This is a genomic window from Bacillus fungorum (assembly GCF_002746455.1).
GTDB classification, from domain to species: domain Bacteria; phylum Bacillota; class Bacilli; order Bacillales; family Bacillaceae_G; genus Bacillus_A; species Bacillus_A fungorum.
Genome location: NZ_NWUW01000010.1, coordinates 45,214 through 71,687 on the forward strand (window position 1 = coordinate 45,214; position 26,474 = coordinate 71,687).

General features: G+C 35.4%; 29 protein-coding genes, 1 pseudogene and 1 riboswitch. Of the genes and pseudogenes, 15 read left to right on the forward strand and 15 right to left on the reverse strand.

Features of this window, described 5'->3' with window-relative positions:
- Positions 1 to 119 precede the first annotated feature (119 nt).
- The 6 genes and pseudogenes from CO726_RS15775 to CO726_RS15805 form a co-directional block, all read right to left on the reverse strand.
- Positions 120 to 245 (reverse strand): annotated as a pseudogene (locus tag CO726_RS15775) (cation/H(+) antiporter); the annotation flags it as partial.
- 14 nt (positions 246 to 259) lie between these two features.
- Positions 260 to 826 (reverse strand): tyrosine-type recombinase/integrase, encoded by a 567-nt coding sequence (locus tag CO726_RS15780; protein ID WP_099684893.1) that lies wholly within the window; start codon positions 824 to 826, stop codon positions 260 to 262.
- A gap of 350 nt (positions 827 to 1,176) precedes the next feature.
- Positions 1,177 to 3,027: an FtsX-like permease family protein gene (locus CO726_RS15790; RefSeq protein ID WP_099684894.1), complete on the reverse strand. Its 1,851-nt coding sequence runs from the start codon at positions 3,025 to 3,027 to the stop codon at positions 1,177 to 1,179.
- A gap of 16 nt (positions 3,028 to 3,043) precedes the next feature.
- A complete protein-coding gene (locus tag CO726_RS15795) occupies positions 3,044 to 3,805 on the reverse strand; it encodes an ABC transporter ATP-binding protein (RefSeq protein ID WP_098761017.1) in 762 nt (253 codons plus the stop codon).
- Between the two features lie 129 nt (positions 3,806 to 3,934).
- Complete coding sequence (locus tag CO726_RS15800) at positions 3,935 to 4,084, reverse strand: hypothetical protein (RefSeq protein WP_001129344.1); 150 nt, start codon at positions 4,082 to 4,084, stop codon at positions 3,935 to 3,937.
- Between the two features lie 15 nt (positions 4,085 to 4,099).
- Positions 4,100 to 4,363, reverse strand: coding sequence for a YtzC family protein (locus tag CO726_RS15805; RefSeq protein ID WP_000840869.1), 264 nt, complete (start codon positions 4,361 to 4,363; stop codon positions 4,100 to 4,102).
- A gap of 111 nt (positions 4,364 to 4,474) precedes the next feature.
- Here CO726_RS15805 and mnmL point away from each other — a divergent pair, with 111 nt between their 5' ends.
- The 6 genes from mnmL (at position 4,475) to CO726_RS15840 (ending at position 9,870) form a co-directional block, all read left to right on the forward strand.
- Entirely contained in the window at positions 4,475 to 5,434 is a 960-nt protein-coding gene (gene mnmL, locus CO726_RS15810; protein WP_099684895.1) for a tRNA modification radical SAM protein MnmL/YtqA, read from the forward strand.
- Positions 5,431 to 6,003 carry a tRNA 5-(aminomethyl)-2-thiouridylate-methyltransferase MnmM gene (gene mnmM / locus CO726_RS15815; protein WP_099684896.1) on the forward strand — a complete coding sequence of 191 codons (573 nt, stop codon included), beginning with the start codon at positions 5,431 to 5,433 and terminating at the stop codon, positions 6,001 to 6,003. The genes mnmL and mnmM overlap by 4 nt, the downstream gene beginning before the upstream one ends.
- 178 nt (positions 6,004 to 6,181) lie before the next feature.
- Complete coding sequence (locus CO726_RS15820; RefSeq protein ID WP_099684897.1) at positions 6,182 to 7,015, forward strand: ABC transporter ATP-binding protein; 834 nt, start codon at positions 6,182 to 6,184, stop codon at positions 7,013 to 7,015.
- 18 nt (positions 7,016 to 7,033) lie between these two features.
- Positions 7,034 to 7,714, forward strand: coding sequence for an ABC transporter permease (locus tag CO726_RS15825; RefSeq protein WP_099684898.1), 681 nt, complete (start codon positions 7,034 to 7,036; stop codon positions 7,712 to 7,714).
- Positions 7,715 to 7,738: 24 nt separating this feature from the next.
- A complete protein-coding gene (locus CO726_RS15830) occupies positions 7,739 to 8,401 on the forward strand; it encodes an aspartate/glutamate racemase family protein (protein ID WP_099684899.1) in 663 nt (220 codons plus the stop codon).
- 167 nt (positions 8,402 to 8,568) lie between these two features.
- Complete coding sequence (locus CO726_RS15840) at positions 8,569 to 9,870, forward strand: PepSY-associated TM helix domain-containing protein (protein ID WP_099684900.1); 1,302 nt, start codon at positions 8,569 to 8,571, stop codon at positions 9,868 to 9,870.
- Between the two features lie 35 nt (positions 9,871 to 9,905).
- On the opposite strand, the gene CO726_RS15845 is transcribed toward CO726_RS15840, so the two are convergent.
- Genes CO726_RS15845 through CO726_RS15855 form a run of 3 tightly spaced genes read right to left on the reverse strand, consistent with a single transcriptional unit; the run spans position 9,906 to position 12,088 of the window.
- Entirely contained in the window at positions 9,906 to 10,139 is a 234-nt protein-coding gene (locus CO726_RS15845; protein ID WP_136699667.1) for a hypothetical protein, read from the reverse strand.
- Positions 10,140 to 10,179: 40 nt separating this feature from the next.
- The gene (locus tag CO726_RS15850; RefSeq protein ID WP_136699669.1) at positions 10,180 to 11,244 is read right to left on the reverse strand and encodes a tetraprenyl-beta-curcumene synthase family protein; all 1,065 of its coding nucleotides are present in this window, start codon (positions 11,242 to 11,244) and stop codon (positions 10,180 to 10,182) included.
- 40 nt (positions 11,245 to 11,284) lie between these two features.
- The gene (locus tag CO726_RS15855; RefSeq protein WP_099684903.1) at positions 11,285 to 12,088 is read right to left on the reverse strand and encodes an alpha/beta hydrolase; all 804 of its coding nucleotides are present in this window, start codon (positions 12,086 to 12,088) and stop codon (positions 11,285 to 11,287) included.
- A 74-nt stretch (positions 12,089 to 12,162) separates the two neighbouring features.
- Here CO726_RS15855 and CO726_RS15860 point away from each other — a divergent pair, with 74 nt between their 5' ends.
- From CO726_RS15860 to CO726_RS15870, 3 genes are all read left to right on the forward strand, one after another.
- On the forward strand, positions 12,163 to 12,675 hold the full coding sequence (locus CO726_RS15860; RefSeq protein ID WP_099684904.1) for a gamma carbonic anhydrase: 513 nt from the start codon (positions 12,163 to 12,165) through the stop codon (positions 12,673 to 12,675).
- Between the two features lie 142 nt (positions 12,676 to 12,817).
- Positions 12,818 to 13,351, forward strand: coding sequence for a phosphatase PAP2 family protein (locus CO726_RS15865; RefSeq protein WP_099684905.1), 534 nt, complete (start codon positions 12,818 to 12,820; stop codon positions 13,349 to 13,351).
- Between the two features lie 12 nt (positions 13,352 to 13,363).
- A complete protein-coding gene (locus CO726_RS15870; protein WP_099684906.1) occupies positions 13,364 to 14,506 on the forward strand; it encodes a glycosyltransferase family 4 protein in 1,143 nt (380 codons plus the stop codon).
- A 281-nt stretch (positions 14,507 to 14,787) separates the two neighbouring features.
- Here CO726_RS15870 and CO726_RS15875 read toward each other — a convergent pair whose 3' ends face one another.
- The 3 genes from CO726_RS15875 to CO726_RS15885 all read right to left on the reverse strand — a co-directional run bounded on the left by CO726_RS15875 (position 14,788) and on the right by CO726_RS15885 (position 17,847).
- Entirely contained in the window at positions 14,788 to 15,390 is a 603-nt protein-coding gene (locus CO726_RS15875; protein WP_099684907.1) for a molybdenum cofactor guanylyltransferase, read from the reverse strand.
- Positions 15,387 to 15,896 (reverse strand): MogA/MoaB family molybdenum cofactor biosynthesis protein, encoded by a 510-nt coding sequence (locus CO726_RS15880; protein ID WP_099684908.1) that lies wholly within the window; start codon positions 15,894 to 15,896, stop codon positions 15,387 to 15,389. The genes CO726_RS15875 and CO726_RS15880 overlap by 4 nt, the downstream gene beginning before the upstream one ends.
- A gap of 166 nt (positions 15,897 to 16,062) precedes the next feature.
- On the reverse strand, positions 16,063 to 17,847 hold the full coding sequence (locus CO726_RS15885; RefSeq protein ID WP_099684909.1) for a helix-turn-helix transcriptional regulator: 1,785 nt from the start codon (positions 17,845 to 17,847) through the stop codon (positions 16,063 to 16,065).
- Positions 17,848 to 18,035: 188 nt separating this feature from the next.
- Here CO726_RS15885 and CO726_RS15890 point away from each other — a divergent pair, with 188 nt between their 5' ends.
- The 3 genes from CO726_RS15890 to CO726_RS33320 all read left to right on the forward strand — a co-directional run bounded on the left by CO726_RS15890 (position 18,036) and on the right by CO726_RS33320 (position 20,610).
- Positions 18,036 to 18,953, forward strand: coding sequence for an ABC transporter ATP-binding protein (locus CO726_RS15890; RefSeq protein ID WP_099684910.1), 918 nt, complete (start codon positions 18,036 to 18,038; stop codon positions 18,951 to 18,953).
- On the forward strand, positions 18,946 to 19,878 hold the full coding sequence (locus CO726_RS15895; RefSeq protein WP_099684911.1) for an ABC transporter permease: 933 nt from the start codon (positions 18,946 to 18,948) through the stop codon (positions 19,876 to 19,878). The genes CO726_RS15890 and CO726_RS15895 overlap by 8 nt, the downstream gene beginning before the upstream one ends.
- 249 nt (positions 19,879 to 20,127) lie before the next feature.
- Positions 20,128 to 20,610, forward strand: a complete 483-nt coding sequence (locus tag CO726_RS33320; protein WP_342750621.1) for a DUF4097 family beta strand repeat-containing protein — start codon at positions 20,128 to 20,130, stop codon at positions 20,608 to 20,610.
- Between the two features lie 202 nt (positions 20,611 to 20,812).
- Here the strand turns inward: CO726_RS33320 and CO726_RS15905 are convergent, their stop codons facing one another.
- Both CO726_RS15905 and metK read right to left on the reverse strand, forming a co-directional pair.
- Positions 20,813 to 21,391 (reverse strand): phosphopantetheine-binding protein, encoded by a 579-nt coding sequence (locus CO726_RS15905; protein ID WP_245916663.1) that lies wholly within the window; start codon positions 21,389 to 21,391, stop codon positions 20,813 to 20,815.
- An 89-nt stretch (positions 21,392 to 21,480) separates the two neighbouring features.
- Positions 21,481 to 22,680, reverse strand: a complete 1,200-nt coding sequence (gene metK / locus CO726_RS15910; protein ID WP_000163123.1) for a methionine adenosyltransferase — start codon at positions 22,678 to 22,680, stop codon at positions 21,481 to 21,483.
- A 169-nt stretch (positions 22,681 to 22,849) separates the two neighbouring features.
- Positions 22,850 to 22,971: riboswitch (SAM riboswitch) on the reverse strand.
- Between the two features lie 228 nt (positions 22,972 to 23,199).
- On the opposite strand from metK, the gene pckA reads away from it, so the two are divergent.
- Positions 23,200 to 24,786 carry a phosphoenolpyruvate carboxykinase (ATP) gene (gene pckA / locus CO726_RS15920; protein WP_099684914.1) on the forward strand — a complete coding sequence of 529 codons (1,587 nt, stop codon included), beginning with the start codon at positions 23,200 to 23,202 and terminating at the stop codon, positions 24,784 to 24,786.
- Between the two features lie 313 nt (positions 24,787 to 25,099).
- Positions 25,100 to 25,297: a hypothetical protein gene (locus CO726_RS15925; RefSeq protein WP_099684915.1), complete on the forward strand. Its 198-nt coding sequence runs from the start codon at positions 25,100 to 25,102 to the stop codon at positions 25,295 to 25,297.
- 264 nt (positions 25,298 to 25,561) lie between these two features.
- Here the strand turns inward: CO726_RS15925 and CO726_RS15930 are convergent, their stop codons facing one another.
- Positions 25,562 to 25,945, reverse strand: coding sequence for an ATP synthase subunit I (locus tag CO726_RS15930; protein WP_098759981.1), 384 nt, complete (start codon positions 25,943 to 25,945; stop codon positions 25,562 to 25,564).
- 279 nt (positions 25,946 to 26,224) lie between these two features.
- On the opposite strand from CO726_RS15930, the gene CO726_RS15935 reads away from it, so the two are divergent.
- On the forward strand, positions 26,225 to 26,446 hold the full coding sequence (locus CO726_RS15935) for a hypothetical protein (protein ID WP_000639043.1): 222 nt from the start codon (positions 26,225 to 26,227) through the stop codon (positions 26,444 to 26,446).
- The last annotated feature ends 28 nt before the right edge of the window (positions 26,447 to 26,474 follow it).

A 26,474-nucleotide genomic window follows, 5' to 3' on the forward strand; every position in this document is an offset into this window, starting at 1 on the left:
GAAGGCAACTGATTAATAGTTAATGAAATTCAGATAATGGCACAAAGGCGACTAGAATTTCTTCTAATCGCCTTTGCAATATTTCGATCTATATATAATGAAATCGTTCCCTGATGAATTTACCCAATTTCCTTATTTTGTTTTTCACTTTCTTTAGCACTCCATTTAAAAATGTTATCTAGTAGAGAGTATATTCTCCCAGACTCTTTCGTTAATAACGGTCCTAACGATGTTAATATTGTTACGGCTCTTCCCTCTTTTACAAATCTACATCAATCTCCGTTTTAAACTTCTCATCTTTAGAAATCCCTAAATACTTGAGTGTTTCTGAAGGTGTCGCGTGATGGAAATGCTTTTGCAATAGTGCGATCGCTATTCCTCTTTTGTACGCGTGAAAACCAAATGTTTTTCGCATTGAGTTCGTTCCAATCTTTCCAACAATCCCAACCGCTTCAGCTGCATTATGGATTACGCGATACGCTTGTTGGCGTGAGATTGAGTTTGTCGTTTTATTGGATTGAAATACATAGTTTTCTCTTTGAGCATCAATAGATTGTACGTACTCTAAAAGGGCTTCTTTTACTTTTGTATTTAAATAAATATCTTGTTTAAATTTTTCATCTTTCACAGGAAGAGAATAAAACTCTTTAACAGTTCCATCTTCATTTAATACCTCTTCAAATTTCATACTAAGTAGCTCAGTAATTTTTAATCCAGTGTTAATTCCAATAACAAATAAAAGATAATCTCGCTGGGAATGCTCTTTTAAATATTTTTTCATAGCCTCAATTTGGCTTATATCTTTTAATGCCTCTACAACTTCCATACATGTATCTCCTCATCTTATGAACGGTAATTTCTCATTGTCCTGTTCATTTTACCTTATTACGCTCTGAGATTTCCATGTATTATCCATTATTTTCACAATATAAGACTTAGTTCCAGGTAATTTTTCGTTTGGAAATTTATGGTTGTACAAATGCGATGTGGGTAGAAAAAATAGGGGGATACAAGTTCAGCTTCTTTCTACAGATCGGATTCCTCCTTTCATTTTCCGGTTGCTGAAACTCACATATTATGTTACTTACTTGCATTATATTATGCATTTTAGTCACATCAAATCGTTTTTTTCTGAAAATATAAAAAACCGAGTGCTTTCACTCGGCTTTTTACCTATTAATCTTCTTTCGGAAGTACAATTCCTTTATACAATTGAACTGTAATGAAGTAATAAATCGCATAAATAACTACGAAAATTACGATTGGTAACCAAATACGGAAGTACGGATCAACTAAAATAAATCCGAAAATATTCATACCGACTAATACGTGAGCGATACCTACAATTGCCGGGAATAAGAATACTAAGAATAACTCTTTATAAATTGATTTTGTTAATAATTCACGGCGCACACCAATTTTACGAAGCATTTGATAACGCGTAATATCTTTTGATGCACCAGAAAGAATTTTAAACATGAGACAGCTTGCCATCATTGCTAAGAATGCAATTCCAAGGAAGAAGCCCATAAATACAGTTCCGCTCGCAACACCGTAGAACATGTCATATATTTGATATTTACTATTCATTTGCTCAGCTTTTACATTTTTATATTTAACTAGCTGCAACTCGTCAATTTTTTTCCATTCTTTTGTGTATGCTACGAAATCGTCTGTTTTTCCAGTAAATACGATTCCTTCTTTACCATTTACAGTATCGTACATTTTTTGATCTACAATTTTAATGGCACGATCTTGGTATATATAATATGGTTGGATTGTTCTAAATACCTCATCCCATTCTTCAGGCATTGCTTTTTCATTTTGATTTTGCTCTGATTTCACTCCTGCTACTGTCCCTACTGGAGCCTCTCCTGAAATTTCTTTATATTTACCGAAATTCTCTTTACCTACACCATCTCGAATCAGTGGCTTTTGTTTCTCTAAATCTTCTTTTACATAATAAATATATTTATCGTCTACTTTATAACGATACTCGGCTTTATTTTTAAATGATATGCCATCTAAAATTTTCTTTTCTTCAGCTGTTGGATTATGAATAATTGAATCATAAATTTCAAATCCATCAACCGTTTTTATAACGTTATTTTGAAACGCCATACCTCCTGAAATTGCACCCGCTCCAAGCGCAACTAACATCGCTACTGTCGCAAGTACTTTCGTTAAACTATTAATACGGAAGTTTAATTGTGCAAATGTAAAAGCGTTAAGTCCTTTTTCACTGCGCTTTTTATTACTTTTTAACCTTTTAATAATGACTGGAAGAAGTGATCCAAATAGCATGTAAGTACCAGCTGTTGTGGTAACTAATGCAATAAGGATTCCCATCTCTCTTAACGTTTCCATATTCACCATAGCTGCATATCCAATTCCTAATAAAATAACCGCAAGGAATGCAACTACACCTGTCATTTTTCCTTTTACTGCAACTCGCTCTGTTTGTGCATCTGCATGTACAAGTTGCAGTACAGAAATACGTGATAACTTAATACTATTCATAATTGCTGATAATACAAATAGTGCAAAGAAGAAAATGCAAGTAACAGTCATAGATGGAAGATAAAATGCTTTATAACCTTCACCAGCAAATTCGAGTTGATTCATTAATAACTGACCGATACCTTCTGCAAGTCCTACACCAACTGCAATTCCAATTGCAAGAGACGCCGCGCCTAATACAATTGTCTCAATAAACATAAGTAATGTAACTTTATGCTTTTTTGCTCCTAACATCATATACATACCAAACTCTTTTTGACGAAGAGATAATAAGAATGAGTTCGCATATAAAATATAGAAGAACGTTATAATAGCTAATAAAAATGAACCTGCTTGGAATACAAATCCAATAGACTTAATCACTGAATTAGATTCGAGAAATGCTTCATTTAGTGCTAATGTTTGAAACATATAAAAAATTGAGATAGACATGACAAGACCAACAAGTAAGACGACGTAATCTTTCAGCTTACTTTTTAGCCCCGACATGGAAAGTTTGAATAACATGCTTATACCTCCTTCCTTACGCTTTTTGTGTACCTAAATCTGCAAGTACATCTAAAATTTCTTTATAGAATTCTTCACGCGTACCACCGCGGTGAATTTCTTTATATAGCTCACCATCCTGAATGAATAAAATACGCTGACAGTAACTTGCACTGTAAGGATCATGTGTAACCATCATAATAGATACGCCTTGATCTTTATTTAAGTTTGTCATCGCATCAAGTAAACTCGTCGCATTTTTAGAATCAAGCGCTCCTGTTGGCTCGTCCCCTAAAATAATTGCTGGTTCATGTACCAACGCACGTGCTGCTGCTGAACGTTGCTTTTGTCCACCAGATACTTCAGATGGGTACTTTTGAAGTATTGCTGAAATCCCTAACATATCTGCTACTTTTTCTACTTTCGGTCCAATACTTCGTGATGGGACACCTTGAAGAGATAGTGGAAGTGCGATGTTTTCGTAAATAGATAAGTTCTCTAATAAGTTAAAGTCTTGGAAAATGAATCCTAATTTTTGTGAACGGAAATCAGAAAGCTCGCCTTGCTTCATTTTCGTAATATCCGTACCCGCAATTTCAACAACGCCGCCCGTTGCTTTATCAAGCGTTGAAATTACATTTAACAATGTCGTTTTACCAGAACCAGATGGTCCCATAATCCCTACAAACTCACCCTCTTGAATTGAGAATGAAACACCTTTTAACGCATGTGATTGGTTCTCACCTTTTTTACCGTACACTTTTTGGACGTTTTTCACGTCTACAACTGGTTTCGTCATATATATCCTCCTACGCTTGTTTTTCCATTACCTATTTTGCGCCTTTTGGAGATGAACTGCTATTTGTTAACATTACATTTACCTTACACTTTTGTAATAAAATAAAACCAGGTCATATTGCGACCTGGTTTACTCTGATTGCTTCGATTTTTGAGGTTGTCCCTTTTTACTGTTGCGCTGTTTCACTTGAACAACTGGATCAAGTTCATTTGAAAACTCAGCGTTATGCCCATTTTGCGTTTTTTGCTCTGGGTTATTTTGATCTGAACGTTTCGCCATGGTATTCACTCCTTATTAGTGCGGTGTAATAATCATTTGATGTTGCAATTGGCGAATTGCCATACGTGCTCTATTTAACTGCTCACGTTGCTCATCATTCGCATGTTGTTGCATCGTTTGTAAATCGTTATATGCTTGTTCTAATTGTAACTGCGCATCCGAATACTCCATCGTATTGTAATGCTCTTGTCTCATGCCTTGGTCTAATTGTTCTTTCGCATATTCCACTGCTTGTTCCGCTTGTGTAATATACGATTCAAGTGATTGACGCTCTGCCATAATTGTCCCTCCTTGCTTCAATTCCCCTTTAGTGTGTCCCTTCCATCTCTACCTTATGAGTATGTTATAATGGATTTTGTTTCATTTTGACTCGTCTTAGGAGGGAAAGCAATGAAGGTTCAAAACCCTTTTCCATATACAAACGACAATAAACGTTATCACACATGGAATTACCATTTACGAAATGAATTTGGTGAAAAAATTTTTAAAGTTTCATTAGATGCTGGCTTCGATTGCCCGAACCGTGACGGTACAGCTGCTTACGGCGGCTGTACATTTTGCAGTGCTGCCGGATCTGGTGACTTCGCTGGCAATCGCCGCGATGATGTTATAACGCAATATCATGAAATGAAAGAAAAAATGCGCTCAAAGTGGAAAGACGGAAAATGTATCGCTTATTTCCAAGCATACACAAATACACATGCACCACTTGAAGTGTTAAAAGAAAAATTCGAACCGCTTCTAGCAGAAAAAGACGTTGTCGGTCTTTCTATCGCAACTCGTCCAGATTGCTTACCAGACGATGTCGTTGCATATTTAGCGGACTTAAATAAACGCACATACCTTTGGGTTGAACTCGGACTACAAACTGTTCATGAACGTACTGCAAATCTTATTAATCGCGCTCACGATTATCCTTCTTATGTGGAAGGCGTAAATAAATTACGCAAACACGGCATTAGAGTTTGCTCTCATATTATTAACGGTCTTCCACTTGAAGATTACGACATGATGATGGAAACAGCTCGTGAAGTGGCTAAGCTTGACGTACAAGGAATTAAAATTCATTTACTTCATTTATTAAAAGGAACGCCAATGGTGAAGCAATATGAAAAAGGACAACTAGAGTTCCTTTCTCTTGAAGATTACGTAAGTCTTGTTGTTGACCAACTTGAAATTATTCCAGAAGACGTAATTGTGCACCGCATCACAGGTGACGGTCCACCTGATTTAATGATTGGTCCAATGTGGAGCTTAAATAAATGGGAAGTATTAAATTCCATCGATGCAGAATTTGTACGCCGCGGGAGCTGGCAAGGAAAATATGCAAATGAGGAGAAACAAAAATGAAATTAGAACGTGTATTACCGTTTGCTCGCTCGCTTCTGCAAACGGCAGTAAAAGAAGGCGATTACGCTGTAGATGCAACTCTAGGAAATGGTCATGACACTTGCTTCCTAGCTGAAATCGTTGGAGAAAACGGAAAAGTATTTGGATTTGATATTCAAAAAGAAGCAATTGAAAGTTCTACTATCCGTCTAAAAGAAAAAGAACTTTTCAAACGTACTGTTTTAGTTCACGATAGTCACGATACGCTGCTATCCGTATTACCAGAAGAAGCAAAAGGAAAAGTGACAGGCGCAATCTTCAACTTAGGTTACCTTCCAGGCGGTGATAAGCATATCGTCACAAAACCGAACTCAACAATCTCAGCAATCGAACAATTACTAGAAGTAATGGCACCTGAAGGTATCATCGTCCTTGTTATTTACCACGGACACCCAGAAGGACAAGTAGAACGCGACGCTGTTCTCAAATTTGCAGAAGAACTAGATCAAAAACAAGCTCACGTACTGCAATACGGCTTCATTAACCAGCAAAATAACCCGCCATTTATTGTGGCGATTGAGAAGCGATAATTATATCTATCATAACTCCAGATATATCAACGATTTTTTCGATATATCGACGATTCGACACAACTTATCGACTTATCGACAAAACATAACAAAAAAAGACGTGCACTCACTGCACGTCTTTTTGTTATTCTCCTATATAATGGATATATACACTATTTAAAGAAAGAAGGATAGAGCTTTGCTAGTAGAACTAAGGGGAATTCAAAAGAAGTATGGCAAATCACTTATACTAGATAACATCAATTTATCCATTCCAGAAGGAGAAGCACTCGCTATTATTGGTGGGAACGGGACTGGAAAAAGTACTTTACTCAAAATAATTGCAGGCTTTATTTCACCTACAGCAGGAACAATTCAAAGAAAAGAACATATACAAATCGGCTATGTACCTGAATATTTTCCTGAAGGGATTCGTTTTACATTAGAGGATTATTTATATCATCTCGGCTGCATTCACGGCTTATCAACAACATATGTAAGAAATAAAATCCCGATGCTCCTTGAATCTTTTCATTTACTTCATGCAAGGCATTCCGTTGTACGAAACTTTTCAAAAGGCATGAAACAAAAAACAGGCATTATGCAAGCATTACTTACAGACGTCCATTTATTAATTTTAGACGAACCGCTTTCTGGGCTCGATCCTAACTCTCAGCAAGAATTAGAACATATTTTACTCTCATTAAAACAACAAGGCATATCTATACTCTTCACATGTCACGAAAAACAACTATTAGAAAACTTCGCTGATAGAATTGTGATATTAGCAAATCATACAATCACAGCAGATACCTTTGTACAAAAAGGGGCAGAACTAGTCTATATTGAAGCAATCGTTCACGAAACATTTTCAGCGATAGAACTACGGAAACAATTAGGTTTTATACACGTTATACACAATTCAAATCAAAACCTTATTCAATTACAAATCGAAAAAGAATATACAAACGAAATGCTTCAATTTTTATTACATAAAAAAGCATCTATCACACTGCTACAACCTAATTTTTAAATCGAAAGAAGGTTCATTATGTTTGCGCTTATTCGTTACCATTTTCTCGACTATACAAAATCGTATAAGTACGTCCCTCCTATTGCGATGTACTTTGTGAGCTTACTTTTTGTATATACATATAAACCAACTCCTATTGTACCGACATACTTAGAAACAGCACTCGCACTTTATTTATTATCTGCCTGGATTACAGTCACAATTTTTCATACTGAAGACCCTGTACAAGAACAAATTACTATTTCTCACACAAATAATATTTCCGCACTATATGTTGGTAAATATATTACGGCTCTTCTCATTTGTACTGTGTTATCTTTTATATCCGTAATCTATCCCATTATTTTGCAAATGTTTAATGAAAAAATGACAGTTTCTTTATTTCTAGTCGGATTTCTCGCTCACATATCTTTCTCTATACTAGGAATTTCAATCGCAACATTATTTACTAGAAATATGATTCAAAAAGCAAGCACTGCTTGGCTTAGCCTTACATTCATATTGCTTATAACGATCGCATCTATCCGGTTTAAAAAAGAGTTACTATGGTTTTTACCACCTGTCGAAAGCTTTCTAATGCTTGGACAATACAAATATAATATACTTACTCACACACTATGGCTCACAGCTTGGGCTATCGTATATTCATTTTTATTATTTACCTTATTTCTTTTTATCGTTCGCAAAAAACGTTTTTGATTACATATTAAAGGAGACGAAACAATGATCGGAATACTAGCAGGAATGGGACCAAAATCAACTGGACCATTCGTCGATACAGTTATAGCAAGGTGCCAAACAATATACGGAGCAAAGCATGATATGGACTTTCCTCATATGATGATCTATTCGTGCCCAACACCGTTTTACATGGATCGCCCTATTGATCACGAGGCGATGAAAAAAGCGATTATTGAAGGAGCACAAAAACTCGAAAGTACTGGCGTAGACTTTATTGCTATGCCATGCAATACGGCGCATCTTTATTTCGAGGAATTACAGCATTCTCTTTCCATTCCGATTTTAAATATAGTCGACGAAACGTTACAAGCAATTCCTGAAAATACAAAAAGAGTCGCTCTTCTCGCAACAGAAGCGACAGTTCAAGCTCGTATTTACCAAGATGGGATTGTAAAACGTAATATAGAGTACATTCATTACGAACAATGGCAGGAAAGGATTAATCAAATTATTACTTATATTAAAAGCGGAGAGGTTGAAGAAGCTCGCAAATTATGGAGTGCGCTTGTTTTACAATTGAGAGATGAAGTTGATACCGCCATTATCGCATGTACCGATTTGAATGTTGTGGCGAATGAAGATTTTGTCGATTCCGCTCAATGTCTTGCTGAGGCGGTTGTTAGGATGTATCTATCAAATACATAGAGATCTTCATAAACAGAGAAAACATCCTTTTGAAATGTGTTTTTTGTTTGATAAAAATCCCCAAAACTTTTAACTTTCTTCACAATTCTTTCAAAGTAATCACACTTAATCTCGCTATATTAAATAAGTAGTTTATTCATATAGGGAAGGTTAGGGGAACTGAAAGTATGAAAGTAAATCGTTCGCTTCATTACATTTTTTGGCGTTGGCATTTTTATGCTGGGCTTTTTATTACGCCGCTTCTTATTACTTTGTCACTGAGTGGAATTGGGTATTTATTTCGGGAAGAGGTTGAAGATTTCATCTATAAAGATTTATATTTTTGGAAGAGCGCTCAAACAGAATCTATTTCGCTGACTGATTCTATTTCCTTAACAGAGAAAAAATATCCACATTATAGCGTGGCAAAAATTAGTGAGTTTAATGGGGATTATAATACGCGACTTACGATTGCAAATGAGTATACTGGGCAACAAAAATATGTGTATTTAGATAGTAATAATCAAATTGTTGGGGATCAAAACGCAAGTGAAACGTTTGCCAATATCATGCGGGAATTACATAGTTCTCTTTTAGTTGGTGGCACTGTCGTCAACTATACTGTAGAGCTCGCGGCATGCTGGACAATCTTTTTAATCATAACCGGATTGTACATGAGTATACGCCAGTTCAAAAACACACCGGCATCCAATAAGCGAGAAAAAGCAAAACGACGTCATTCTATTATCGGTATTATATTTACAATTCCTCTCGTTTTGTTAGTCGCATCTGGATTGCCATGGTCAGGTTTTATGGGTAACCAAATTTATAAAATCGCATCATCGAATGAATCGCTCGGATATCCCAAATTGTATATGGCCCCGCCTGAATCAAAGGTAAAAGAATTGCCATGGGCAACTAGAAAAGAAGCTCCTCCTGAATCGAGTTCAAATGAACCGAAAGCAATTTCTGTCGATGAATTACAAAAAGGAATTGAAATAAAGAAACCGTATGTTATTTCACTACCAGCTGATCCAAAAGGTGTGTTCACTGTTTCGAAATCAAGCGGTTCCGGTATTACAGGTATGCATGTTGCACCAAATGAAGAAATAACAGCTTACTTTGATCAATATAGCGGAGAACTCATTTCCAAAACGGACTATCGTGATTATGGATTACTTGCACAATGGTTCACTTACGGTATCCCGCTTCACGAAGGACATTTATTCGGATGGCCAAATAAAATATTATGCTTACTAACGACATTATCTTTATTACTTCTCATTTATTACGGAATAAAAATGTGGTTAGCAAGAAAGCCGAAAGGAAAATTAGCAGCACCGCCAAAGCAAAGAGATAAGAAAAGTATATTTGTTTTCTTTATCATGATGGTTATACTAGGCGCTGTCATGCCTTTATTCGGACTATCTGTTTTAGTTATTTTTGCGATTGAACTTCTTATATATGTATTTTCAAAAATACGATCCTAATAAAAAGCATTTGTACTACCGTGTACAAATGCTTTTTATTTACTATTTTCTTTTTTTCTACCACTTATTAAAAAGACAATATCTACTATAATAATTAATGCGATAATAACTTGCGCTACATAATCCATCGTTGTAGGACCACCAGTTTTATTCATCATCATATACATTCCAGTTACAAATGAAATGGAAAGTAGCACGAGTAATGTTACTTCAATATTGTCATATAACTTTTGAAACAATCGCTTCATTTCTGCCACCACCTTTACCATATTATAACAGAAAACCACTCTATATGAGTGGTTTTCTTCATCACTGCGCCATTTTCTTTCGGTACATCTTTCCGTTCCAGTAGAAGAATCGTGAAGTGAGGCCTCCGTATTTTACAATGCGCCGTGCCATTTTGTGCATATTCTTTTGTGCTGATACTTTTTGGTCTGATAAATAAATACCAAGTAATCCTCGGCTTATGAGACGATGAAACTTCGCATGAGGCAAATCACCAATGCTCTTCTCTGCTTCTTCTACAAAATGTTTCATACGATCTAATATAGCTTGCTCATTTTCATAATAACTACAGAAATTCAAATCCCCGCCTATACGGTCTTCCTCTTGATCAATGAAATAATCAAGTAAAATGTGAAGTCCTTGTACGTAAGGGAAATATCCTTGTCTAATTTTCGCAATATCTTCATCATGTAATTCATCATGAAAAGCATATGCTACAAGACAGAAAATTCCAAGCGTAGAACCGGCACATGCTGAAAATTCAAACCAACTCATCTCAGGTAAGTTTTCTTTATGTGCTTCAAACCATGTTTGTAAACGTGGTTCTCTTTCTTCTAACTTCACGTGTTTATGAATTTGCAAATCACAATAATAACAGGCAAGTTCATGAAGAACAGGAGCAATTTTGTCATAGTGCTTCGTTTTCTTTAAAACATCTTGGCATGTTTCAACAAGTTCATCTAAATAACCACCATCATCTTGATCATCACGGTAACGATAATAATTACCGCCTCCTTCTACTTCAGGTGATAATGCCATTAACATGGCCTCATGAAGTGCGGCAAAATCATTTGGATCAAGTGATGTACTGCGATCACATAAATTATCTAAATAGTCGCTGATCGTTTGATACGCTACGATAAAACGAATACATTCCTCTCGGTGTTCATTTGCTAATAGCGCTAAAATGCCACCGCCCTCGCAATGAAACGTTTTATGCTCAATACTTGCGATTGCCTGACTATGAAGCTCATCATTCGGAATATGGTAGGCACGCTCTTTCCACATCGCTAGCTCATGGTGTACAACCGGAAACACATCACGGTATACTTTCGCCATGAGCGTTATGGGATTACTCGGTACGTTCACTTCTTCCTTCATCTCCTCTATTAAATGTACAAATAATAATTTATTTATTTGTTTTTACTATATTATTGACATGCATTTCAGTAAATGACTGAATATAATTCAAAATTTCATCACGCTCATACTCGTTTAATAACTCGTGATAACAATTCGGCCATTCTTTAAAAGCCTTATCACTTATTTTAACATTATCAAACCAAGTGCGGACACGTATTTTATCTACAAGTTTATCCTCACATGCCTGCATTAGCAAGAGCGGAACATCTGGAAAATCATCTATTTTCTTATGAGCAATTTCGATAGACTTAATCAATTCACTATACCAACGTACTGATACTTTGCGCAAGAACAATGAATCATTCTCCATTGCATCTCTCACTTCATGATTACGCGTTGACATTTCCACTGTTAGATTCGTTGCAAATTGTAATTTTGGAGCAATAATATTTAATATTTTTGAGGCAGCTTGAAGCGGCGCAGAAGGTCCAGCTAATACACCTAAACATGGCGAACTTAAAATAATGCCGTCTACATCTTCTCTCTTCGTTTCTTGCATCATACGAATGACAATAAGACCACCCATACTATGACCAAATAGAAAAATAGGCAACCTATACTTTCTTGCATCTTTCACCCATAATTTAACTTCCTCTATGTATTCATCAAACGAATCAATATGTCCTCTATTTCTTGAAGTCGTTCCATGCGACGGAAGGTCCCCCATCACAACGTGGTAGCCAATATGATTCCACATTTCCGCAACGGCTTCATAACGTCCGTGATATTCCATTGCGCCGTGCACGATAACGATTACAGCCTTTGCTTCCTCCGCTTCATAATTCCACATACGGACCTCCTCCATTTCACTCTTTTTCATAATTTGATACACTTAAGCTAGTCTCTAGGAAAGGAAGGCTTTACATGATATATCCTTACAAAGAAAAAAATCCGCAAATTGCGAGTAGTGCTTTTATCGCTGATTATGTTACCATTACAGGCGATGTTTCCATTGGTGAGGAAGCAAGTATTTGGTTTAATACAGTCATACGCGGTGATGTTTCACCAACAATCATTGGAGATCGAGTAAATGTGCAAGACCAATGTACGCTCCACCAAAGCCCACAGTATCCTCTTATTTTAGAAGATGACGTTACAGTTGGGCATCAAGTTATTTTACATAGCTGTCATATTAAAAAAAACGCTTTAATTGGAATGGGCTCTATTATATTAGATGGTGCGGAAATTGGCGAAGGAGCCTTTATCGGTGCTGGAAGCCTTGTTTCACAAGGAAAGAAAATCCCGCCGAACACATTGGCTTTCGGTCGTCCAGCGAAAGTCGTTCGTGAATTAACAGAAGAAGACCGTAAAGACATGGAGCGAATTCGCATACAATATGTTGAAAAAGGTCAATATTATAAATCATTACAAAAATGATTTTACCGCTGCCATAATACTGGCAGCTTTTTTTATAAAATCTAACTTTTTCTTTACAAAACATTATTACTCCCTCAATAAAATCTTATTAAAATAAAAGCTAATATCTCCATATATATGTAAACGAGGGAGGAGAATTTTCATGAAGGTCAGTGGACTGTATAAAATAGAATGTTACATCTTTAAAGGAATTAACCGATACTTTGATCAAAAAACATTAAATATCTTTTTCAGCAATATTACTCATATCGGTGGTGCTACTTTCTCAATCACACTCACACTGTTCTTTTTAATTTTTGCAAAAGGTACTTTGCATCAAGCTGCAATCGCAACTGCTATTTCTTTAGCAATTAGCCATATTCCTGTGCAAATATTAAAAAGATGGTATCCACGAAAACGTCCTTATTTAACAATTCAGGATGCGAAATATCCAGTCCACCCATTAAAAGACCACTCTTTCCCGTCTGGTCATACAACAGCCGTTTTCTCTGTCTTCATTCCATTTATTTGCTATAATCCAAACTTACTTGTTTTTCTATTACCGTTAGCATTATGCGTTGGTATTTCTCGCATTTATTTAGGGCTTCACTATCCGTCTGATGTATTCGTCGGTATGTGCCTCGGCACTTGCTCTGGCACCATCTCTTTTTATCAATTCATCCCACTTTTCACATAAAGGAGTGATATGATGAGAGTCGCCATTTTTACCGATACTTTTACACCACAAGTCAACGGGGTTACGAAAACATTAGAACGATTAACACGTTACTTTCACAAAGAAAAGATCGCCTATTCTGTTTTCGCCCCTCAACATACAGCTGAAGATAATTTCGTGGCTAATGTGAACAAGATGAGAAGCATTCCGTTAACAATATTATATCCAGAATGTCGCTTTTCTTTTCCTACTCCGCGCATTAAACGGGAACTTCTTTCTTTTAAACCTGATATGATTCACATTGCCACACCTTTCAACATGGGACTTTGTGGACTGTATTATGCAAAAAAGTTAAACATCCCAGTTGTCGGTTCTTATCATACTGATTTCGATGCTTATTTACGTTATTACAAAATCGAATTTCTCTCTAATATGCTTTGGAATTATTTAAAGTGGTTTCATAGTCATATGCAAAAAAATTTTGTCCCCTCGCCTGAAACATTACATCAATTAAAAAATAAAGGCTTTCAAGCTCTCTCTATTTGGGGACGGGGGGTAGATTGCACACTCTTTCATCCATCTTACAATACAGACCTATTCCGAAAAAAATATAATATTACAGCAAAGTATGTCCTTTCCTATGTTGGACGAATTGCCCCTGAAAAAGATATTGATACGTTGCAAAATCTTATCGTTAAATCAGCGCATACTCGAAACGATATTCATTGGCTTATAGCAGGAGACGGTCCTCTAGCAACAAGTCTTCGTGAAGCTGTTCCAAAAACAAATGTCACGTTTACTGGCTATTTACAAGGTGCAGATTTAGCTGAAGCATATGCTTGTTCTAACATCATGGTATTTCCATCCGCTACTGAAACATTTGGAAATGTTGTACTTGAATCACTTGCATGCGGTACACCTGTCATTGGTGCAAATAGTGGCGGGGTTAAAAATATTATTACAGATGGAAAAACTGGAGTTCTTTGCCCGCCAAAAAATACGGATTCATTTCTATCATCCATCTATTCTTTATTGCAAAATGAAGAACAACTTATCCAAATGAGCATAGCAGCTTCGTCTTATGCCCAATCAAAAAGCTGGGATGAAATCTTTCGTGGCTTACTTGACCAATATGAAGAAGTCCTTCAGCACACCGCATCAGAATTACTCGCTTAAACAGAAAAACTCCCTTCCAAAAAGGAAGGGAGTTTATTACACAGTTATAAATTTTAGTTTAATAAATGATACATAAGGTGAATTATCGCCTTATTTCCGTATTCATTATAACAAAAAGATACATAACTAAATAGACTTGTAATAAAAAACCATAAAAATTAATATATGGTTATACAATATTTTTACTGTATGGTGATTTTAAGAAATTCCCCCTAAAATCAACTTACTCACATACCTTTATACAGTAATTGTTCCCCAATTGCTGTATATCAAAAAACCTTTCATTCATTTGAAAGGTTTTTTTGAGCTTGTACATATTCTTCTTTCGTATTCACATTTATAAACCAATCTGCATTCGCCTGTACATCTTCACCAGCAATATATTTCACATTACATTGTGATAAAAGCTGGCCCATACTTCTTTTTTCTTCCTGAAGCAAAGCATAAATCTTTTCTTTCACGCGGTTATGATACGCCGCAAGTAACGGTTGTTTCCTTCCATTAATAATAGGTACAACCGCATCGTATTCCTTGCTCGTTTGCTCGAGCAAAATGGTAAACCATTCTTGCGAAACATTTGGCGCATCGCAAGGCATAATAGCGTACCAATCTGCTTCTATATATTCCATTCCTGATACAATTCCAGCAAGTGGCCCGTCCCCTTTATAATGCGGAATATCTTCGATAACAGGAACTTGTACGAATTGCTCTACTCGCTCTTTTATATCAGAATGACTAATGACTACAACTTCTTGGAGCACACTTGTCATCACTTTCAAAATATGCTCAATAAAAGTACTCCCTTGCCAGCTCGCTAACACTTTTGGCTCACCGAATCTACTCGACATACCACCTGCCAATACAATTCCAGCATACTTACTCATTGGCGATGCAGCTCAAATGTAATATGACCTAATTCCGGTAAAATTAATTTATTCATCGCAAGACGAACTGCTCCGCTAGACCCTGGCATGGAAAAGACAACTTTGCGACCAATTGTACCGCCAATCGCTCTACTTAACATTGCGCTGCTTCCGATATCTTCTAAATAACTAATCATGCGGAACAACTCACCAAACCCGACAATTTCTTTATCTAATAACGCTGATACTGCTTCAATCGTTACATCACGTTTCGTAATACCAGTACCACCATTTGTTAACACGACATCAACATCTTCCTTATGATAACCAGCTAACACTGCTTGCTGAATACTTTCTTTATCATCTTTCACAATTTCATAAGAGGTCACTGTATGCCCTGCCTCTTTTAACAACTCATGTAATAGTTGTCCGCTCTTATCTGTCTCTTCCGTACGCGTATCAGAAATCGTCACGATCTTGCAGCGCACTTCTTTTGGAGCTTGTTTTTTATGTTCCTTGACACTCATTTTTCATCTTTCCTTTCTAGTATACCTATTTCAAATCTATCATTTGATTGATTTAAATATGCCATACTAATTTTTTATCTTTTAAAATGAGATTATACTACAAAACTATATTTATCTGTTTAGTTAAAGACATGGCAGTTAACTATTTTATTTCCCACTGCAACATTTATAACAAAGCCTCCTCATCTGCTTTTTTTACAGCTTCGCTTCTTCCAGAAACTTTAAGCTTCGTATATATAGAAGAAACATAATTTCTTACAGTCCCTTCGGATAAGAACAACTTTTTTGCAATTTCTTTATATCGAAGGCCCTCTTTAAGAGCACCTAAAACCTCAACTTCACGTTGTGTCAATTCATAAGGGTATTTTTTCGGTAAGGAACTATATTCGTTAAACAAGCGATTTGCAATACCTTGAGACAACATAGTCCCTCCTGAATTCACCAATCTAATTGCGGCTACTAATTCTTTGGGTGGAGCAGATTTAAGTACATATCCTTCAGCTCCTGCTTTAAGTGCTTCAGAGACACTAGAAGCTTCTTCAAAAGTCGTCACCATAATTACCTTAGTATCCGGCCATTTTTTTTTAATTTGCTCTGTTGCTATAATTCCATTCATTTCAGGCATTTGTACATCCATAAGAACAATATTTGGTTGCTTTACTTCACATTGTTCTAAAGCCTGTCGTCCGCTATTCGCGACTGCAATATTAAAACCAGTATATTCAGTCAATAACAGTTTTAAACTATCTAAAACCATAGATTGGTCATCTACTATTAGTATATTTATTTCATCTTGATTAGGCACTTGCTCTATATTTAGGGTTGGAATTAAACAAGTTAGAATGGTTCCAGCATTCTCTTTAGAATCTATGTACAAGCTTCCTTGATATTCATTTAAACGATTTCTCATTCCAGATAAGCCAAATCCCTCTTGAATATATTCTATTCCTTTACCATTATCTTGTACCTGAAGCATGACATGACTCTTATGATATTGTAAAAGAACTTGTATTGATTCTGCTTCTCCGTGCCTCGTTGCATTTGTCATTGCCTCTTGTAAACAACGACAAAAAGTCATTTTCACTTTTTTCGCTATGGTGTACTGCTCTCCAATTGTTCGAAAAACCACATCAACGTATGTATTACTTTTAAATTCTTCTATAATGTTAAGTAAAGATACGTCTAAATTTAGCTCTTCTTCTAATGGATCCATTTCATGAATTTGCATTCGAACACTCTCTAAACCAGATCGTGACATATCTAGTATATCCTGTAATTTTCTTTTTCCTTCTTGAGTAGTTAAATGAGGCTTTAAAGTTTCCATACTCAATATAACCGACGTAAATTTATACCCAACGGTATCATGTAATTCTCTCGCCATTCTACACCTTTCCTCGAGTAAGGTCATTCTTTCAACTTGTGAAGAATATTGTTCTAAAATTGCATTCTTTTCTTTAATTAATTCGAGTTTTTGTTTAATCGAATCCATAGAAAAAACAATTCTCTGTAACACATGTCCAACACTATAAATGAAAAGAACGTCAAACATACTTAGAAGCAAATGATTTAATTTATAATCAAAATTCAAGAAAACTCCGAATATATAGACAATAATTGTTAATGGCAATGTATAGAAGTTGGCTTTTCCACGACAAAAAAATGCCAATGTTAAAATTGCAGGAGAAAAAAACTGTGCTAAGTGGTAATTGTAAGCAACATAAAGCGAAAGCCCTCCCACTAACATTATCTCTGCCAATAAATATAATTCATATCGAAATTTATATAATATTACGGGTATGACATACAGTATTAAGGTCATGCCAAAAACACGCCCAAAAGGAAACGTCGGATTATCTTGGTACGTTAAGGTTGTAACTGCAGCAATCCAAAAGATACGAATTAGTATGATTAGCCAATGCTGCCAAAGTAATTTATTTTGTATGTCAGTCAACTCTATAAGCACCTCCCACTAAAAATCCCCTGGTTTTTGTATATATTTTACATCATTATATTTTTATCATAGCAAGGTTATTATATTTTGTCACTGTACTTTATTACATTAATTTTGATACGTTGATAACTAAGAACACAACTTTGTAAGGTTGCATTGAAAATTAAGATTAATAAGGAGATGAAAAAATGTGTGTCCTAAAAGTGACTAACTTAACCAAAAGAATCAGAAAAAAAACACTTGTCAATCAATTGTCATTTAACGTAGAAAAAGGAGAAATACTTGGACTTCTTGGTCCAAACGGTGCTGGAAAAACCACTACAATTAGAATGATAGTTGGACTAATCTCAAAATATAGTGGAACAGTTGAAATTAATGGAATAAATGTAGATAAAAATTTTAAAGGAGCTATGAGACATGTAGGAGTAATTGTTGAAAATCCAGACTTGTACAAATTTTTATCTGGTTATGATAATCTTCTTCATTTCTCTCGAATGACACCAAATGTTTCTAGCGAACGATTAAACGAGGTTGTCTCTTTAGTTGGATTGGAGAAAAGTATTCATAATAAAGTTTCGACTTATTCTTTAGGAATGAAGCAACGGCTCGCTCTTGCAATTGTTTTAGTACACAAGCCTTCACTTCTACTATTAGATGAGCCTACAAATGGGCTTGACCCTAAAGGTATTCGTGATTTAAGACTGCATCTAAAGAAACTAGCCAAAGTTGAAAATGTAGCAATTGTTGTATCAAGTCACCAAATGGCTGAAATGGAAATGATGTGTGACCGCATAGCAATTATTGATAAAGGCAATATGGTGGGTTTACATGATATTAAAGATATCACAAAAGAACAGGTAAGTTGTGTTCAATTTGAAGTAGATCGGACAGATTTAGCTATCCCAGTACTTCAAAAGTTATTAGTAGGAGAAGAAATTATAACAAACCAAAATATGATCAACATTAAAATTAGTAAGGAACGTATACCAGAAATTAGTGATACGTTAGCACGAAGTGGAGTAAATGTTTATGGTGTTCAAACAGTTAAAACCACTCTAGAAGACAGATTTATCGAAATGACAGGAGATGAACTACGTAATGCTTAATCTAATAAAGAATGAAAACATGAAAACTTTTAAGCGTAAAAGAACTTGGGTTATGATGGGCGTTATGGCTCTATTTATTCTAGTTCAATTTCTAAATGTAAAATTTTCTCACCAAGTTAACTATGGAGATGATTGGAAAACCTCCCTTATAGAAGAAAATTCATTACTTAAAATTGAAAAAGGAACTAAAACGTTACCTCTCGAAATACTCGAAAATGAAAAAAAGTTTTTACTAAATAATTATTACATTGAAAATAATATAAAGCCAGAAAACAATGCATGGTTCTTTACAATTGGACAAAGTACAAATTTTTTAGTAGCAATCTCCATTCTCACCTTAATAATAGCTGGTGAAATTGTGGCAAGTGAATTTCAGTCCGGAACGATTAAATTTCTATTAACTCGAACTGCTACTCGTACACAAATATATTTTTCTAAATATATTTCGACTTTATTATTTGGACTTTTTCTAGTCGGAATTACATTTATTCTTTCAATTATATTTAGTGGTATTCTTTTAGGATTTGATGGCATAACTGGTGACTACTTGTTTGTTAAAGATCAAGTCGTCCAAAAAACAAGTGTCCTTCAAGCACTAATTGGTAGCTTACTCTTTAAAATTCCTTTCTTAATTGTTGTTGCGACTTTAGCATTTATGATCTCAGCTGCGTTTAAAAGCTCAACATTCTCTATCGTTTTTTCCCTTTTAATAACAATTGCAGGTTTTGTTATGAGCATTTCATTAAAAGGTTTCAGTTGGACACAATATTTTATCTTCTCTAATACTGATCTATCGAATTTTATATACGAGAGTCCACCTGTAGAAGGAATGACCTTAGGTTTTTCTCTAATATTAATCTTAATTCATATATGTATCATGCATATAGTTGCTTATCCGATTTTTGTAAAAAGGGATGTTGTTTAATTTTTTTCATTACAGACTGGAGGGAAAAAAATAAAAAAAAAATTAACTATTTTTTGTATATGGATCACTTTAGTTCTTACTGGCTGTTCAGGTTCTGAAAGCGAAACAAAAGAACAAACATTAGAACTACCTGCTACTAATGTAAAAAAAATAACATTAGATAATCGTAATGGGAATATTGATATCTCAACAAACGCTACCTCAGATAAAATAGAAGCTTCTATCAATGCTAAAGCAAAAGGAATTAGCATTGACAAATTAAAACTAGATCTTTCAGAAAAAAACGGAGTTGCAAACTTAAATACTTCTTTTGACGGGCAATTCTTTAGTAATAGTGAAACTTGGGTTGATGTTAAACTCTCAGTACCTAAAAATATAAAAGTAGAATTTAAAGAAAATCATAGAGACGGAGATATTAAAGTTTCTAAACTAGATTCAGATATAAACATTCTTAATGTGAATGGGAATATAGACATTTCCAACGTTAAAGGAACTGTAAGTGTAACAAATAGGGATGGAAAAGTTAATATTTCCAGCGTGGCATCTGACATTAATGTTGACAATAATAATGGAGCTGTTGTTATTAAAGATATTGACGGATCCGTACGCGCTAAGATCGGCGATGGTTCTGCCGATATCAAGAGCATTGAAAAAAACGTTACGATTTTAGGTGCTAAAAACGATAAGATAAAAGTGGATGGTGTTAAAGGGAAAGTAACATTCAATAAATAACTTTTGACTTATTGCTATGAAAATTAATTAAATCAACCACACTTTTAATAAAATGTGGTTGATTTAATACATTATTAACTTTACACTATAATATCTTAATGTGAAGTTATCTTTTCGTGTTTTAATCCTATATCCTGTTCTAGCGTTTCCTTACTAAAGTAGCTTTTTACTTCTGCATTTCTATTTGCAAAAAATCCAACTATTAAAACAATGGCCCAGATGCGATTGGAATATAAAACCAATTGACATCCTCTAACAATATTCCATATAGCCACATGCCTATTGTTGTACAAATACTTGTAATAGAACTAACTACTCCCAAAAAACTAGCTCTAATATTTTCAGGTGTGTGAATTTGTATATGTGAAGTCATTGGTATATTCGCTAAAGCACTAAATGTCCCTGTTATAGAAATGATAACGCAATAAATTATAATAATAAATAACGTTATGTTTAAAAAATCTTGCGAAAAGAAGTTTGGAAAACACCACGTCATAAATAGTAGTGCTTGTATTTGAAACAAAATAAATATTTTATTAACCTTAGCCATAAGTAACGTCGCCTTTAGCGAATGAACACCAAGATCAAAAAAATCATCCTGTATACTTATCGATTCTGCTCCCAAGACTTCTTCCCAAATATGAACTAATTTATTCTCAGTGTTAGAGTTTAGACCAACATAATTAAGTTGTTGTAAATGATAACTTGGTTCAGGTAATGCTTTTCTATTTATTTTCCCATTTGATAGTAAAGGAAGTTCATCCAGAATAACAAAGAACATAGGCACCATATAATCTCTGTTCGATTTTCAAGGCTCAATTCAAAATAAAAAAAGCTTTGCGCTCACCGCGCAAAGCTTTTTTTCATATATTATAGACCAGCTTGCTCTTTTAAAGCTGCAGCTTTGTCTGTACGTTCCCATGATAGATCTACATCAGTACGTCCGAAGTGGCCGTAAGCTGCTGTTTGTTTGTAAATTGGGCGACGTAAGTCTAGCATTTTAATAATACCAGCTGGGCGAAGATCGAAGTTGTTACGAACTAGTTCTACTAATACGTCTTCAGATACTTTACCAGTGCCGAATGTATCAACTGAAATTGATACTGGTTGTGCTACACCGATTGCGTATGCAAGTTGTACTTCTGCTTTTTCAGCAAGACCAGCTGCTACGATGTTTTTCGCAACATAACGAGCTGCATATGCTGCAGAACGGTCAACTTTCGTTGCATCTTTACCAGAGAATGCACCGCCACCGTGACGAGCGTATCCACCATAAGTATCAACGATGATTTTACGTCCTGTTAAACCAGCATCACCTTGTGGTCCACCAATTACGAAGCGGCCAGTTGGGTTAATGAAGAATTTCGTTTCTCCATCCATTAATTCTGCTGGAACTACAGCTTTAATTACATGCTCTTTTAAATCGCGATCGATTTCTTCCCATGTAACATCTGGATGATGCTGTGTAGAAATTACGATTGTATCTACACGTACAGGTTTACCATTTTCATCATACTCAACTGTAACTTGCGTTTTTCCATCCGGACGTAAGTATGATAATGTATCATCTTTACGTACTTCAGTTAAACGGCGAGCTAATTTGTGAGCAAGCGAGATTGGAAGTGGCATTAATTCTTGTGTTTCATTACATGCGAAACCAAACATTAAACCTTGGTCTCCTGCACCAATTGCCTCAATCTCAGCGTCAGTCATTTGACCTTCGCGTGCTTCTAGCGCTTGGTCAACACCCATAGCGATGTCAGCAGATTGCTCATCGATAGATGTTAAAACTGCACAAGTTTCTGCATCGAATCCGTATTTTGCGCGTGTGTAACCAATGCCTTGAATTGTTTCACGAACGATTTTTGGAATATCTACATAAGTAGAAGTCGTAATTTCCCCCGCTACCAATACTAAACCAGTTGTTACAGTTGTTTCACAAGCTACACGTGCATTTGCGTCTTTTGATAAGATCGCATCTAAAATTGAATCAGAAATTTGGTCACAAATTTTATCTGGATGTCCTTCAGTTACAGACTCAGATGTGAACAGATGACGTTTTTTTGTCATGTGGTAAACCTCCCTACAGTAATTGTATATATTGTACGGAACTCATCCTTAATTTGCCACAAACTGCGACATACATTTATTCTCCCACACAAGCATACAGAAAAACCTTTCCTACTTTACATAGAGGAAAGGTTTAATTTGCTACTTGCATACTGCTTTTTGCCCTTCGCTCTTATCGTTCGAGACCTGTAGCCTCGCACAGGTTTTAGCACCTATTCACCTGTATTTACCACTACAAGTGAGGTTGCTGGGCTTCATCGGGCCTGTCCCTCCGCCAGCTCGGGATAAGAGAGTATCCGTCCCAACCTATACTAAAGAAATGATATTCATTTGTCAATTAATATTCACATTTTCCTGAAAGTTTTTCTCAATACGCCTAAAATGAAAAATTAATAAGGAAATAATGTATTCACACAAACAAAAAGAAAGAAATAGTATACATTATTTATATAATTGTGTTATACTCTTGTTGGGGATTACGAGAAATATTTCATTAAATGAAAAGGATGGTATATAAATATGAGTACTGTGAATGTCCAAATTGGTTTACACGAATTATTGAACGGAAGCAATGCACAGATTCAACTAAGTGTTCCGCAATTAGTGGAAAAAGTATTAATGCGAAATGAAGGGAAATTAACTTCGACTGGTGCCGTTTCTGCTTCAACAGGAAAATATACAGGACGTTCTCCTAAAGATAAATTTATTGTGAAAGAAGCATCGGTTGCTGACAAAATTGCTTGGGGAGCTGTGAATCAACCGATTTCTGAAGAACATTTTAATAAATTATATACTAAAGTTTTAGAATACTTAAAAGAAAAAGAAGAATTATTCGTCTTCAAAGGATTTGCGGGCGCTGACCACAATTACCGCCTACCAATTCAAGTTATTAACGAATATGCATGGCACAATTTATTTGTACATCAATTATTCATTCGTCCAACTGAAGAAGAATTAACAACTCATGAATCAGGGTTCACAATTGTTTCTGCACCGAATTTCAAAGCTGATCCAGCTATTGACGGTACAAACTCTGAAGCATTCATTATGATTTCATTCGAAAAACGTATCGTATTAATTGGTGGTACAGAATACGCTGGAGAAATGAAAAAATCAATCTTCTCTATTATGAACTTCTTATTACCTGAACAAGATATCCTTTCTATGCATTGCTCTGCAAACGTAGGTGAAGAAGGCGACGTAGCACTATTCTTCGGTTTATCTGGAACAGGTAAAACAACATTATCTGCTGATCCAAACCGTAAATTAATCGGTGATGATGAGCATGGTTGGTCTGATAACGGTGTATTCAATATTGAAGGCGGTTGCTACGCAAAATGTGTAAACCTTTCTCACGAGAAAGAACCACAAATTTTCGATGCAATAAAATTTGGATCTGTTTTAGAAAACGTTATCATTAATGACCAAACGCGTATCGCAGACTACAACGATACTACTTTAACAGAAAATACTCGTGCTGCATACCCTATGCATGCGATCGACAATATCGTACTGCCAAGTGTTGCTGGACACCCAAATACAATCATTTTCTTAACTGCTGATGCATCTGGCGTATTGCCTCCAATCAGTAAGTTATCAAAAGAACAAGCTATGTATCATTTCTTAAGTGGTTACACTAGTAAACTAGCAGGAACAGAGCGCGGCGTTACATCTCCGCAAGCAACATTCTCGACTTGCTTCGGTTCACCATTCTTACCACTTGATGCATCTCGCTATGCTGAAATGCTTGGTGAAAAAATCGAGAAACACGATGCGAAAGTATTCTTAGTAAACACTGGCTGGACTGGTGGCGAATACGGCGTTGGTAAACGTATGAACTTAGGTTACACTCGTGCAATGATTCAAGCAGCATTAAGCGGCGAACTTGCAAAAACTGAAACAGCTAAACATGACATCTTCGGTCTTGAAGTTCCACTTCACGTACCAGGTGTACCTGACGAAGTGTTAATGCCTGAACAAACTTGGGCTGATAAAGCTGCTTACAAAGTAAAAGCAATCGAGCTTGCAAATGAATTCAAAGCTAACTTCAAAAAGTTCGAAAGCGTTTCTGAAGATATTATTAACTTAGGCGGTCCAATCGCTTAAATTAAAACTTTCTGTTGGAATAACCCTTTTACTCATATGAATAAGTGTCGTGTAACCGTAAAGTTCCGCGTACTCACCGACAAAACCCAATGCGGCTTAACGGTTACACACACTTACATAAAAAAGAAGCTTACGTTTTTTACGTAAGCTTCTTTCTATATCTTATATAAAGTGAAACGTTAATCTCTTCATCTGTGACTTAGCTCATAAAATCACTTACCGTCGCCTATAAATTTACAGAAAATTCACTTTACAATCATTCGTTTTTAGTTTTTCATGCTATAATTTACATATACAGGAAAGGGTGAGGCCTATGAAAAATTTTTCTCGTACAAGAAAAATTTTATTAAGTTATGGAGCGATTCAAATGTTTTGGGGACTTGTGATGCTTAACGTTAATTTATTTGAGCATACAAGTGAAATGATAAAATACATTATTCTAATTACTGGACTAGTTTGTTGTATTATATCCAACTTTTTTAAAGAACCTAAGAGTCATACTAATAAGTGATTTCATGTTAACTTATTGGAAGCAAAAACCTGCATTTTATGCAAAGTTTCGCTTCCTGTTGTACTATCCATCGCCGGATCCCTAATTCCAGAGTAAACCTATTTTCATACAGACAAATCATGGCTTCGAACATTTAAATTACATCCCTACTCACTACATTCCTCTGGTTCCACATCGCATGGGGCGAAAAAAGGCTCTGACCGCTTCTATCCCTCGCTGGATCATCTATTCCATCCAAAAGAGGCTTTCTATCTTTTTATCTTTTTAGCTCTTCGTTAATTCTTTCTCATCTTTCATACTATAGTATCCTAAATTAACAACAATTAAGAAATAACCGCCCATAATCCCTACTGCAAACGCCCACATAACCATATGGTGCTCAATTTCGTACATAATAATAGCACCCAAAATAGCAGCTGCAAAACGATTAAACATACCGAGCGTCGGTGCTTTCGTTTTCTTTACGATACTATCTCCAAGCTTCTCAATTCGTCTCCCTAACAACCAAACACAATACATACTTACAATAAGTCCAATTCCAGCACCTAAAAAGTGGGCTGAAAACGGTGTTAACATCCAGCCTAGCAAAAGAATACCTAGTAGATAATACGATTGAATTTTGAACGATCTTAATGACATACTAATCATGCTGTTCTCCTCTTCATTAATTTTTATCTATCCAACAAAAAATTTATTTCAAGTTTATACTGCTTAAATCTATTTCGCTCAAATTAAAAACAACATAAACAGTATGTTTATGTTGTTTAAATGTTTTTAGAAAATAATATTATACAAGATTCCAAACATCATATTCTCATAATTTGTGACGTTTTTCCAAACATTTTTCGTCCATTTATGAAAAAATTGATATCAATCTATGAACATACGGATATGATGTAATAAGCACACAAATAAAGGGGGCGTCTAATGATTTATTTTTTAATGGCTCTCATTCACCTTATTATCCCTGCACTTATTGGACTTTCATTGTATTGGTACACGAAAAATCATAGTATTTTCTATGCTGTCCTCGGTGTCCTTCTTCCAGGTATTATTCTTATCACACTCTTCCGTATTCCATTTTTAAACTTAATTCCACTTATTACTGCTATCTTATTTCTCGTCTTCTTACCAAAAATAAAAAAATAGGAAAGCAGATCATAGGTGATCTGTTTTC